10 protein-coding genes are annotated in these 12,534 nt (G+C 68.9%); 2 read left to right on the forward strand and 8 right to left on the reverse strand.

Annotated features, from left to right (window positions below; all coding sequences use genetic code 11):
- Positions 1-35: 35 nt before the first annotated feature.
- Positions 36-1,901, forward strand: a complete 1,866-nt coding sequence (locus tag MNOD_RS03885; protein ID WP_015927534.1) for a M10 family metallopeptidase C-terminal domain-containing protein — start codon at positions 36-38, stop codon at positions 1,899-1,901.
- 212 nt (positions 1,902-2,113) lie between these two features.
- Here the strand turns inward: MNOD_RS03885 and MNOD_RS03890 are convergent, their stop codons facing one another.
- The gene (locus MNOD_RS03890; RefSeq protein ID WP_015927535.1) at positions 2,114-4,585 is read right to left on the reverse strand and encodes a heavy metal translocating P-type ATPase; all 2,472 of its coding nucleotides are present in this window, start codon (positions 4,583-4,585) and stop codon (positions 2,114-2,116) included.
- Between the two features lie 81 nt (positions 4,586-4,666).
- Between MNOD_RS03890 and cueR the strand changes: the two genes are divergently transcribed.
- A complete protein-coding gene (gene cueR / locus MNOD_RS03895; protein WP_015927536.1) occupies positions 4,667-5,095 on the forward strand; it encodes a Cu(I)-responsive transcriptional regulator in 429 nt (142 codons plus the stop codon).
- 271 nt (positions 5,096-5,366) lie between these two features.
- Here the strand turns inward: cueR and MNOD_RS03900 are convergent, their stop codons facing one another.
- The 7 genes from MNOD_RS03900 to acuR form a co-directional block, all read right to left on the reverse strand.
- Complete coding sequence (locus tag MNOD_RS03900) at positions 5,367-6,614, reverse strand: MFS transporter (RefSeq protein ID WP_015927537.1); 1,248 nt, start codon at positions 6,612-6,614, stop codon at positions 5,367-5,369.
- A 3-nt stretch (positions 6,615-6,617) separates the two neighbouring features.
- Complete coding sequence (locus MNOD_RS49875) at positions 6,618-6,746, reverse strand: hypothetical protein (protein ID WP_015927538.1); 129 nt, start codon at positions 6,744-6,746, stop codon at positions 6,618-6,620.
- A 164-nt stretch (positions 6,747-6,910) separates the two neighbouring features.
- Positions 6,911-8,320, reverse strand: coding sequence for a class I adenylate-forming enzyme family protein (locus MNOD_RS03905; RefSeq protein ID WP_015927539.1), 1,410 nt, complete (start codon positions 8,318-8,320; stop codon positions 6,911-6,913).
- Positions 8,317-9,138: an enoyl-CoA hydratase/isomerase family protein gene (locus tag MNOD_RS03910; RefSeq protein ID WP_015927540.1), complete on the reverse strand. Its 822-nt coding sequence runs from the start codon at positions 9,136-9,138 to the stop codon at positions 8,317-8,319. Before MNOD_RS03910 ends, MNOD_RS03905 begins: the two co-directional genes overlap by 4 nt.
- 185 nt (positions 9,139-9,323) lie before the next feature.
- On the reverse strand, positions 9,324-10,532 hold the full coding sequence (locus MNOD_RS03915; protein WP_015927541.1) for an ABC transporter substrate-binding protein: 1,209 nt from the start codon (positions 10,530-10,532) through the stop codon (positions 9,324-9,326).
- Between the two features lie 192 nt (positions 10,533-10,724).
- Positions 10,725-11,708 (reverse strand): acrylyl-CoA reductase (NADPH), encoded by a 984-nt coding sequence (gene acuI, locus MNOD_RS03920; protein ID WP_015927542.1) that lies wholly within the window; start codon positions 11,706-11,708, stop codon positions 10,725-10,727.
- A 24-nt stretch (positions 11,709-11,732) separates the two neighbouring features.
- Entirely contained in the window at positions 11,733-12,377 is a 645-nt protein-coding gene (gene acuR, locus MNOD_RS03925; RefSeq protein WP_015927543.1) for an acrylate utilization transcriptional regulator AcuR, read from the reverse strand.
- Between the last annotated feature and the right edge of the window lie 157 nt (positions 12,378-12,534).

Below are 12,534 nucleotides of genomic sequence, written 5' to 3' on the forward strand. Positions count from 1 at the left end.
GATGCAATCGCCGCGCCGAATAGCGGAGTATGAGAATGGCTTTGTCGGACACGGATTACTATGCGGCGCTGCGGGCCGCCAATCCCGACGTCGCGCCCATCCCGGGCATCGACGCGCCGGTGGGCTATATCGCGCGCGACACGCCGCCGCGATCGGCCGCCACGCTCGGCGCCGCCGACGGCGTCTACTACAACAAGGCGCTCAACACCGTCGTGATCTACCAAGCCGGCGTCACCCTCGACAACATCGACTTCCGCGGCACCACGGTCTTCGTTCAGGCAAACGACGTCACCATCAGGAACTCCCTGTTCGACGCCGCGGTCGGGGCGGCGGCGGTGGTGGGCTACCCGGGCTACGCGAACCTCACCATCGACCACTCCACCTTCGACGGGCTCAAGCTCGACAAGTACTACAACGACTTCGTGGTGGCGCAGGGCCTCAACACCACCCTCACCAACAACGCCTTCCTCAATGCGCCGAGCGACGCGCTCTATCTCGAATCCGGGCGCGTGGCCGGCAACTACATCGCGGGCGGCGGCTACCAGACCGGGGCGCATGCCGACGGGATCTGGATCGGCAAGTCCACCGGCCCGATCACGATCGAGGGCAACCTGCTCGACTGGCGCTCGGCGGCGGACGCCAAGGTGCAGACCAACAATGCCCTGCGCATCACCGCCGAGAAGGGCGACGTCTCGAACGTGACGGTGCGCAACAACGTGCTGCTCGGCGGCAGCTACACGGTCTCGGTCACCGACACGGGGGCGGATGCCGGCAACGTCGCGGGCGTGAGTGTCACGGGCAACGTCGTGGACGAGGGGCAGTGGGGCAACCTGTTCTTCAGCGACCGGCCCGGCGACCTCGTCTATGCGGGCAACCACGACAGGTTCGGGATCCCGCCGCGGGCGGGCACCGCCTCGACCGGTCCGACGCTCGCGGCCCTGACCGACGGCACCACCCGGCAGGTGGGCAGTGCCCAGAACGACGCGCTCCTGGGCAGCGCCGGGCGCGACTTCATCCAGGGCGGCGACGGGCAGGACTGGATCTCGGCCGGCGGCGGCGGCGACGTCATCGAGGGCGGCGCCGGGCGCGACTACCTGTATGGCGATGCGGGAGCGGACAGCTTCCTGTACCGGGCCTGGACGGACGGCCGCGACCTGATCAGCGACTTCGTGCCTGGCGCGGACAAGATCCGGCTGGTCGACCTGCCGGGCGCGCCGCAGGAGGCGTCGTCCTGGACCTGGCTCGGCGAGCGGCGCTTCGACGGCAACCCCTGGGAACTGCGCGCCGTGGCGACCGCGACCGGCACCACGATGGTCGAGCTCGACCGCGACGGCGACATGACGGCGGATTTCGAGATCGAGTTCTCGGGCCAGCACAGTTTCACGGCGGCGGATTTCATCCTGGGGATCGGCACGGCGGCGGTGCCGGTGAACACGCTGACGGGCACCGACGGGGCGGATGTGCTGACGGGCAGCGCGCAGGCCGACCTGATCCAGGGCGGCGCGGGCGGCGACTCGATCAAGGCCGGGGATGGCGACGACACGATTCTCGGCGGCGCGGGCAAGGACATCATCGCGACGGGGGCCGGGCGCGACCGCCTGGTTTATGAGACGATCACCGACAGCCTGCCGCAGAGCCGGGACTACCTCACCGATTTCACGCAGGGGCAGGATCAGCTGGATCTGGCGGCGATCGATGCGGTCGACGGCACGCCGGCGAACGAGGCCTTCACCTGGCTCGGCACGGGCGCGTTCGATGGCCGGGCGGGGGAGTTGCGCTATGGCACCACCGCGGCCGGCTCGACCCTGATCCAGGCGGACATCACCGGGGACAAGGTCGCCGATTTCGCCGTGGAGCTCGCCGGCGCCATTCCGCTGAAACCCTCCGATTTCGTGCTCTAGAGTACGTCCAGGAGAAGAGGACACCGGTTCTCCGGCACCTTTTCTCCGTCCGGACATCCGACACATCACAGACCGAGAGTCTGTCAGGCGCTTCTCGAAGGGCCCGACAGACTCTCAGCATCATTCACCGAAATGTCCCACGGTTCGGCGCAAGGGAGCGCGAAAAGTCAAAGACTTGGGAGCCGTGGCCGTTTCAACCAACGGGCACGGCTCTAGATGTCCAGACTGCGCAGACGCAGGGCATTGCCGATCACGCTCACCGACGAGAGCGCCATCGCGGCCGCCGCGATGACCGGCGAGAGCAGGATCCCCAGGACCGGGTAGAGCACCCCGGCCGCCACCGGCACGCCGGCCGCGTTGTAGATGAACGCGAAGAACAGGTTCTGGCGGATGTTGCTCATCGTGGCGCGCGACAGCCGCCGTGCCCGCACGATCCCGGTCAGATCGCCCTTGAGCAGAGTGATGCCGGCGCTCTCGATTGCCACGTCCGTGCCGCTGCCCATCGCGATGCCGACATCCGCCGCAGCGAGCGCCGGGGCGTCGTTGACGCCGTCGCCGGCCATCGCGACCACCTGCCCCTGGGCCTGGTGGGCTTTGACGACGGCGCTCTTCTGGTCGGGCAGGACCTCGGCCTCGACCTCGTCGAGGCCGAGCCTGCGCGCGACGGCCTGAGCCGTGGTGCGGTTGTCGCCGGTCAGCATCACGATCCGGATGCCGTCGGCGCGCAGCGCCTTCAGCGCCTCCGGCGTGGTGGCCTTGATCGGATCGGCGATCGCGATCACCCCGACAACCCGGCCGTCCACGCTCATGAAGATGGCCGTGGCGCCGTCCTGGCGCAGCGCCTCGGCCGGCGCGTCGAGCGGCCCCGTGCCGATGCCCTCCTCCGCCAGGAATTGCGCATTGCCGAGGCGGATGCGCCGGCCCTCGACGGTGCCCAGCACCCCCTTGCCGGTCGGGCTGTCGAAATCGCCGACCGAGGCCAGGGCGAGGCCCTGCTGCTCGGCCGCGGCGACGATCGCCACGGCCAGCGGGTGCTCGCTCACCCGCTCGACACTGGCGGCCAGCCGCAGGATCTCCGGCTCGGAAAAGCCCTCGGCCGACACCACCCGGGTCACCGCCGGCTTGCCCTCGGTGAGAGTGCCGGTCTTGTCGACCACCAGCGTGGTGACCTTCTCCATCCGCTCCAGCGCCTCGGCGTTCTTGATCAGCACGCCTCCTTGAGCGCCGCGGCCGACGCCGACCATGATCGACATCGGCGTGGCCAGCCCGAGCGCGCACGGGCAGGCGATGATCAGCACCGCGACCGCCGCCAGCAGGCCGTAGGTGAAGCGCGGCTCGGGACCGAAGGCGAACCAGGCGACGAAGGCCAGCACGGCGATGCCGATGACCACCGGCACGAACCAGCCCGAGACCCGATCGGCCAGGCGCTGGATCGGCGCGCGGCTGCGCTGGGCCTCGGCGACCAGCTGGACGATGCGCGCCAGCATGGTGTCGCGGCCGACCTTCCTGGCCTCGATCACCAGCGCGCCGCTCCGGTTGAGCGTGCCGCCGATCACCGCCGCACCGACGTCCTTGCTCACCGGCATGGCTTCACCGGTGACGAGCGCCTCGTCCACCGACGAGCGGCCCTCGACCACGGTGCCGTCGGCCGGGACCTTCTCGCCGGGGCGCACGCGCAGGCGGTCGCCGACCTGGACGGCGTCGAGCTGCACCTCCTCTTCTGAACCGTCGGGCCTAATGCGGCGCGCAGACTTCGGCGCCAAGTCGAGCAGGGCGCGGATTGCCCCGCTGGTGCTCTCCCGGGCGCGCAACTCGAGCACCTGGCCGAGCAGCACCAGCACGGTGATCACCGCCGCGGCCTCGAAATAGGCCGGCACGGCACCGTCATGGCCGCGCAGCGCGGCCGGGAAGATCCCCGGCGCCACGGTGGCGACCGCGCTGTAGAGCCAAGCCACGCCGGTGCCCATGGCGATTAGCGTGAACATGTTGAGGTTGCGGCTCTTCACCGACGCCCAGGCCCGTTCGAAGAACGGCCGGCCGCCCCACAGCACCACCGGGGTGGCGAGCACCAGCTGCAGCCAATTGGAATTCTGCTGGCCCAGGCGGTCGACCAGGCCGGTCAGGTGACCGCCCATTTCCAGCGCAAAGACCGGCAGGGTCAGCACCAGGCCGGTCCAGAACCGCCGGGTCATGTCGACCAGTTCTTCGCTCGGGCCCGTCTCGGCACCGACCAGTACCGGCTCCAGGGCCATGCCGCAGATCGGGCAGGCGCCCGGGCCGACCTGGCGCACCTCGGGGTGCATCGGGCAGGTGTAGATCGTGCCCTCGGGCACCGGCTCGGCCTTGGCCGCGGCACTCGCCGGGTCGAGGTAGCGGGCCGGATCGGCCTCGAACTTCGCCCGGCAGCCCGCCGAGCAGAAATAATACGGGTGCCCGTTGTGCTGGGCCCGGTGCTTGGCCGTGTGCGGGTCGACACTCATGCCGCAGACTGGGTCCTTGATCGCGCCGCCCGCTTTGCTCGCCGCCCCGCCGTGCTGGTCAGGCGCAGGATGATCGTGCCCGTGATGGGCATGGCTGTGCGCCGCCGGAGCTGACGCGGCGGGCTTGTCCGGTCCGCCGCAGCAGCTGTGGGCACTCTGCGCGTGGCCGGTTCCAGATTCGGCAAGGGGTGCGCGGTTGGTCATCGCCGGGGTCCTGTCGTGATCCTCTTGCCAGGCAGCCTGCACCCTCCCATCATGGGAAGGTCAACAGGGGAGCAGGGAACGATGAACATCGGGCAGGCGGCGCAGGCCTCGGGCGTGTCGGCGAAGATGATCCGCTACTACGAGAGCATCGGCCTGGTGCCGCCGGCCGGCCGCCGCGAGAGCGGCTACCGCGCCTACGGCCCGGCCGACCTGCACCGCCTGGGGTTTATCCGCCGGGCCCGCGACCTGGGGTTTTCGATCGAACGCATCCGGCTCCTGCTGGAATTGTGGAGCGATCAGGACCGGAGTAACGCCGAGGTGAAGGCGATTGCACTGACCCACATCAACGAGCTGGAGGAGCGCGCGCGCCAGCTGCAGGAGATGGCCGACAGCCTGCGCACCCTGGCCGATGCCTGTGAGGGCGATGGGCGGCCGGACTGCCCGATCATCAGGAGCCTGGAGAGCGGCGGGGCGCCGGCCTGTCATGGCGAACGCCCCGCACCGCATTAGGCCGACCCTCTGCCGGCAGCTCCCGCCGCGCCGAGACGGGCTCCTGATGATCGGCTCACCCGGCCTCCCGTCGCCCGCTCTCCCCTGTCCCGGGCGCATGCAGCGTCAGCGGAATGCGACCCCGGACCCAGCACGAGACTTGCCGCGTAGCGGCTCCGGCTTCCGGCACCGTTGCGCAGGGCGGTCGCTTCGCGACTTCTTCTGCTGGATCCCGGATCTCCTTCCGCTGGCGCTGCAGTCGTCCGGGAAAGGGGCGGGGAATCCAGGAATGTCATCGCAAGCCCCCGCCGATCCTCTCGGCCTCGGGTCTTCGCCGCAGCAGAAGCATGGCCGCGACGCCGATGATCGGGCCGGGCACCAGCATGAGGAAGCTCCACTGCCACCCGATCGCATCCACGGCGAGCGGCAGGACACGGATGGCGACGACCGTCAGGGCGAAGCCGATCCCGAGTTGCAGGGCGAGTGCCGTGCCCACGAGACGGGGATCGCCGATCTCGGTGGCCATCGCGGAGAACTGAGCGGAATCGCCGACCACGCTGATGCCCCAGACCGCGCCGATCAGGAGAAACAGCCAGGCCGGCCCATCGAAGGTGAAGCCGATCAGGAAAGCGCAAGCCCCAGACACCGCCATCATCCCGGCCGTGGTGGCGGTGCGCCCGATGCGGTCGGCCAGCACGCCCCCGAGGAGACATCCCACCACGCCGATCGCGACGACCCCGAAGGTCGCCAGGGACGGGAGCTTCGGATCCGTCAGTCCGCTCCGGGGCAGGGCATGGGCCGCGAAGGCGAGGAACCAGCTCCACATCGCGTAGAGCTCCCACATATGCCCGAAATAGCCGAGATTCGTCAGGAAGAGGCCGCGGTCGCGCAGGACAACTCCGATCTGCCGAGCCCTGAATGGCATCCGGGCGAAGGCATACGGCCCCTCGGTCGCGAAACCACCGAGGAGGAGCGCACCCGCCAGGGTGAGGGCGGAGGCACTCGCAACCACCGTGCGCCAGTCCAGCCCGGAGGCCAGCGCCCGCAGCAGATGCGGAAGCGCCGAGCCGAGGGTCAGCGCCCCGATGACCGCGCCGAGCGCGAGGCCACGGCCGCGCCGGTACCAGGTCGCGATCAGTTTCAGGGCCGGCGGGTAGATGCCGGCAAGAGCGAGGCCGGTGACGAAACGCGCGAGCAGGGCGCTCGCCGGCCCCGGCGCCCAGAGCAGGGCCAGGTTGGCCAGGGCGGCCAGTCCGGCGCTGGCAGCCATGATCCGGTGCAACGGCGCGCGGTCGACCAGACCCGAGATGCTGAGTCCGAGCGCCCCGACCACGAAGCCGATCTGCACGGCGTTGGTGAGCCAGGAGGCTTGGGCCTCGTCGAGGCCGAAGCTCGCGGCGAGCGGCGCGGTGACGGCGGTGGCCGAGAACCAGGTCGTCATCGACAGGACCAGGGCCGCGCAGACGAGAGCCAGCATCCGCCGGCCGGAAGCAGCCCCGGCCAGCGCGGCGCCGTCGGAGAGAGGGGTCGTCGCCGCCACGGCTCAGGGCCTCTTCAACGGCACGGTGCAGGTCGGGGCGGTTCCGTCCTGGCAGAGCCCGCCGCGCTCGTTCACGACCGTGGTCTGCGGGGTCAGGGCCCAGGCGGAGGGCCTCGGATTCGGGTCGGTCATGGAGCCTCTCCTCGGACGAGGCCGGACACGCCGCAAAGCCAGCCGCGCAGGTGGCAGAGCAGGTCATCCGAGCCAGAAACCAGTCGGGCGTGGAGCGGAATCCCCGGCAGGATCCGGGGTCGAGGGACCGCAGGCTGCCGAGGACTCGGCAGCCGGATTGCGGCTCACCCCGACAACGATGCCGTGAGCTGCCGGACGCCGGCCCGGCTCGCCTTCCCCGTGGGGCCGACCGGCAAGGTCTCGCTGAAAACCACGACGTCCGGGACCTTGAAGCGCTCCATCTGCGTGCCCGCCCAGCGCTTCAGCGCGTCGGGCGTCAGGCAGGTGCCCGGCTTCGGGACGACCACCGCGTGGATGGCCTCGCCGTAGCGCGCATCGGGAACGCCCGCGCAGAGCGCCGCCGCGACATCCTGATGGCGGCACAGCACGGTCTCGATCTCCATGGGAGAGATCTTGTTCCCGCCGCGGGACACGATTTCCTTCAGCCTGCCGACGAGTTCCGTGCAGCCGTCCGGGCGAAGCCGCGCGAGATCGCCCGAACGATAGTGGTCGCCATCGAAGGCGGCCGATGTCATCGCCGGATTGTCGAGGTAGCCGAGCATCCCGTAGGGCGTGCGGATCTGCAGCTCTCCGGTCTCGCCGATGGCTGCGACCGTTCCGTCATCACGGACGATCCGGAAGGCGACGTTCTCCGTCGGGTAGCCGATGGTGCCTGCGCCGGTTTCGCGCCAGGGAGGCAGGCAGAAATCGCACGAGCCCGTCTCGGTCGATCCGTAGAGATCGAACACACCTGCGTCCGGCCAAGCGTCATCGAGCGTCTCCTTGAGGGCCGGTCCGAGGCTCTCGCCGCCGGTCAACACCATCCGCAGCCGGGCCGCCCGCGGCAGCGCGCGCGCAGCCATGACGCGAAGCATCGATGGCACCGCCGCGAGAATTGTGGCCTCGTGCGCGAGCAGGTCCTCCACGGTCTCGGGCGAGAACTTCTGCACGAGGACGAGAGTCGCCCCCGACCGGATCGCCAGCAGGCTGACCCAGATGCCGAAAATGAAGATCAGCTGCAGCGGCATCACCACGACATCGTCCTGCCGGAACGACAGGAGGCGATCGAGCGCTTCGATCTTTCCCGCGAGCGCGTCGTGGCCGAGGACGACCCCCTTCGGGACGCCTGTCGTTCCCGAGGTGAACACGATCAGCGCCGCGGATGCGAGAAGGTCGCGCGGCCGCGGTGCGTGATCGGCAAGCCTGGTGATCGTCAGGCCATCGAGTTGAAAGCGTGCGCCCGTGGCCCGCCCGATGGCCTCGCGGGTCGTCGGGGAGGCCGCATGGTGGATCGGCACGGCGACGGCGCCAGCCAGCCAGATTCCCAGCATCACGCCGATGTCGGTCGCCCGGTTTGCAATGGTCAACTGAACAGGTTCGTGCGGCTGCACGCCTGCCGACCGGAGACGGTCGCGCACCGACTCGGCGAAAGCGGCGATGTCGGCCGGCGCCGCGCCGGGGCCGGCCGTCTCGCGCAGGTCCGCGCGAGAGTTGCGCAGCCACGCCATCAACCGTTCTGCAAGCGCTGCCGTCATGACGCCTCTCCGGGGAAGCGAGCGTCGCGCCAAGCGAGCGCCGCCTTGAGGCCCTGCGCCCGGGCGACCTCGAAGAAAGCCTTCTTGTCGGGCGAGCCCTGCCCCTCGATGAGCAGATCGATGTCGAGCGCGGCCTCAAGGCCCTCGAGCATGCCGCGGATCTCGATCGACCGGTTGAGCGCCCGCTTGGTTTCCTTGACCAGAACCGGATCGATGGCCGCGACGTGTCGGGCGAGCCGCAGGGCGGCCGCGTCGAGCTCCTCAGGGGGAACGACCCGATTGATCATGCCGATCTCGTAAGCCCGCGCGGCGCTGATCCTGTCCTGCCCGGTCAGGATGATCTCCTTCGCGACCTTGGGCCCGACGATCCAGGGAAGGATCATCACCACGATGCCGGCCCCGAACTTCAGCTCCGGCTCGCCGAAGAAGGCGTCCTGCGCCGCGATGGTCATGTCGCAGGCCAGGGCGAGCTCACAGGCGCCCGCGAGGCAGGGGCCGCGCACGGCCGCGATGGTCGGCTTCGGGCAATGCCAGAACCGCATCGGGACGTCGAAGTCCTTGCGCAGGATATCGCGCCATTGCGCCACGCCGGAGGGCTTCAGCTCCATCTGGTCCTTGAGGTCGAAGCCCGACGAGAAGGCCTCGCCCGCGCCCCGGACGATCACGGCCCGGACGGCATCGTCCCGCTCGATCGCGTCCATGAGCGCGTCGAGTTCGGACAGCATCGTGGCGCTGATCGCATTCGTGCGTCCCGGCCGGTTGAGTGTGATCCGGCCGACGCCGTCGAATGTTTCGTAGAGGAGAGTGTCGTAGCTCACGCCGTTTCCTCCGATTTCTTCTCTTTGGAGGCGGATCCGTCCCGGTGGACCGGATCCGGCTCTCGCTCTGCTTGATCTCGCCGCATCATCTGCAACGGACCGGCCTGCCCTTCTTCGAAAATGCTCCGGTCCGGCGTGGTTCGACATGGCGGTGCCGGCCACGCTCGGCACACAAGGCCCCCGCCTCAGTTCAAGGCGAAGGGGCAGCGCCCCTCGGCGAGGGGCCGGAAGGCCTGATCGCCCGGGATGGTGTCGATGAGTTTGTAGTAGTCGTACGGAGCCTTGGACTCGCCCGGGCCCTTCACCTCGAACAGGTACAGATCGTGGATGGTGCGCCCATCCGCCCGGATCGATCCCTTGCCGAAGAGCGGGTCGTCGGTCGGCATGGCCTTCATCTGCGTCACGACGGCGCCTCCGTCGCGCGCCTTCGTCTTGTCGAGCGCGTCGATGGCCTTCATCCAGTGGAGGACGGCCGCGTAGGTGCCGGCCTGGTTCATCGTCGGGTAGCGGCCGCTGTTGCGCGGCGCGAAGCGCTGGGTCCAGGCGCGCGTGCCCTCGTTCAGGTCCCAGTAGAACGCCTCCGTGAGCATCAGCCCCTGTGCGGTCTGCAGGCCGATGGCGTGTACGTCGGAGATGAAGGCGAGCAGGCTGACGAGCCTCTGGCCGGACTCCTTGAGGCCGAATTCCGCGGCCTGCTTGATCGAGTTGATCGTGTCGCCACCGGAATTCGCGAACGCAACGACCTGGGCTCTGCTCCCCTGCGCCTGCAGCACGAAGGAGGAGAAATCACCGCTCTGGAATGGCGCGAGCGCGTGTCCGAGGATCTTGCCGCCGTTGTTCTTCACGGCTTCCGAGGCGTCACGTTCGAGCGCATGCCCGAAGGCGTAGTCCGCCGTGATGAAATACCAGGATTTCCCGCCCTGCTTGACGACGGCCCGCCCGGTGCTGTTGGCGAGCGCCCAGGTGTCGTAGGTCCAATGGACGTTGTTGCGGGTACAAGCGGTCCCGGTCAGGTCGGAGGTGCCCGCGCTCGTGATCAGGAAGGCCTTGTTCTTCTCGGCCGAGACCGCGGAGACGGCGAGCGCGACCGAGGATGTCGGAACGTCCACGATGGCATCGACGCGATCCACGTCGAACCACTTGCGGGCGATGGCCGCACCGACATCCGGCTTGTTCTGATGGTCGGCGGCGATGACTTCGACCCTGAAGCCCCGGCTTTCAGGATTGAAATCCTCGACTGCCATCCTTGCTGCGACAACCGATCCCGGGCCCGCAATATCGGAATAGAGGCCAGACTGATCGTTCATCACCCCGATGCGGAAGATCGGAAGATCCTCGGACCGCGCAGCAGACAGGCTGCCGACCAGCATCGCGAGCACAAAAATTCCTCGCATGGTCGTTCCTCCATATAATCGGCCCAGTTATTTATCTGGTTGGCCGAACTTGAGATGCATCACGTTTTCATGTCGGACGAAAACTTGATTGCTTCGATTGAGTACGACGCAATGGTCGAACAAAGGTCGAGGATTGCAGACCCGCAGGTCTCTCCTGGCGGCCCGGCGGCGACCGGACCCTCGGCCGGTCGCCTATCGATTGACGTCGACCGTGATGCGGCCGCGCACCTGTCCGGCCATCAGGCGCTCGGCGGTCGCGACGACCTCGGACAGACCGATCTCGCCCGTCATCGCATCGAGTTTCGCCGGATCGAGATCGCGGGCGAGGCGCCTCCAGGCCTCCAGCCGCTCAGGCCGTGGACACATCACGCTGTCGATGCCGACCAGGGTGACGCCGCGCAGGATGAACGGCGCCACGGTGGCCGGCAGGCTCATGCCCTGGGCCAGGCCGCAGGCCGTGACGACGCCGCGGTACTTGGCCGTGGCACAGATATTGGCGAGCGTATGGCTGCCGGCCACGTCGACGGCGCCCGCCCAGCGCTCCTTGCCGAGCGGCTTGCCCGGCTCCGAGAAGCCGGCACGGTCGAGAACCTCGGCCGCGCCGAGGTTGCGCAGATAGGCCGCCTCCTCGGGTCGCCCGCTCACCGCCACGACGGTGTAGCCGAGGCCCGACAGCAGGGCGACGGCCGTGCTGCCGACGCCGCCGGCCGCGCCCGTGACCACGATCTCGCCTTTGTCCGGGGTCACGCCGTGGCGCTCGAGCGCGATCACACAGAGCATGGCGGTGTAGCCGGCCGTGCCGATCGCCATGGCCTGGCGCGGCGTGAAAGCCTCCGGCAACGGCACCAGCCAGTCACCCTTGAGACGCGCGACCTGCGCCAGCCCGCCCCAATGCGTCTCGCCGACGCCCCAGCCGTTGAGGATGACGCGATCGCCGGACCGGTAGTCGGGGTGGCGCGACTCCCGCACGGTGCCGGCGATGTCGATGCCCGGCACCATCGGAAACTTGCGCACCACCGGCCCTTTCCCGGTGATGGCGAGCCCGTCCTTGTAGTTCAGCGTCGAGTAGGCGACGTCCACGGTCACGTCGCCCTCCGGCAATTGCCCCTCGTCGATCTCTCGCAGGCCGGCGCGGTAGCCGGCCTCGTCCTTCTCGATCAGGATCGCCTTGAACATCTATCTCCTCCACGAACGGGGCGGTCAGCGCGTGAGGCCGGCCAGGAAGGTGTCGGCGAAGAGAACGAGGGGGGCAGAGCTCCGTTCGAGCTTGGCGCGCAGCACCGCGCCCTCCCAGCCGATCCAGAAAAAGGCTGCGAGCGCCTCGCAATCGGCGTCCGCCGCGATCTCACCCGCTGCCCTCGCCTGCTCGAGGCAGCGGGCCGTGCGCGCCTGCCAGTCGAGGAGAACGCCGTGCAGGCGACTGCGAAACGCCTCCGGCAGCGCGCTCATCTCCTGGCCGAGATTGCCGACCACGCAGCCGCGCCGGAAATCGTACCGTTCCATGCCGGCGCACGCGTCGGCCACAAAGTTTCTCAGGCGCTGGAGCGGTGCAGCGCCCTCATCAAGGAACCATCGGTCGAGCTTGCGAGCGAAGTAGGCGGCGTAGGCATCGATCAGCTCCGCGCCGAAAGCATCCTTGCTCGGGAAGTAGTGATAGAACGAGCCTTTCGGCACGCTCACGCTGCGCAGAACTTCGTCGAGGCCAGTCGCCGAATAGCCCTTCTCGGACAGAGCCGCCATGCCCGCGCGAACCAGCGCCTCCCGGGTCGGGCCGTATCCGGGTGCCGTCTTGGGCGGCCTGCCACGCGTGCGCGGCAGGGGCGCATCAGCTGCTTGGTTTGCCATTCCGGATTAATAGACCGATCGTCTAGAAAATGCAACCGAGCTCCGCTCGGCGGATGCTCCGACCCTGGGACGGGGCGCGGCGCGTGGGACGCCGATCACAGGCGGACGTCGCGCGCCGGGGTTGCGCAATTGAGCATCTTGTCCTACCAACTAGTTG

This window comes from Methylobacterium nodulans ORS 2060, assembly GCF_000022085.1.
GTDB lineage: Bacteria > Pseudomonadota > Alphaproteobacteria > Rhizobiales > Beijerinckiaceae > Methylobacterium > Methylobacterium nodulans.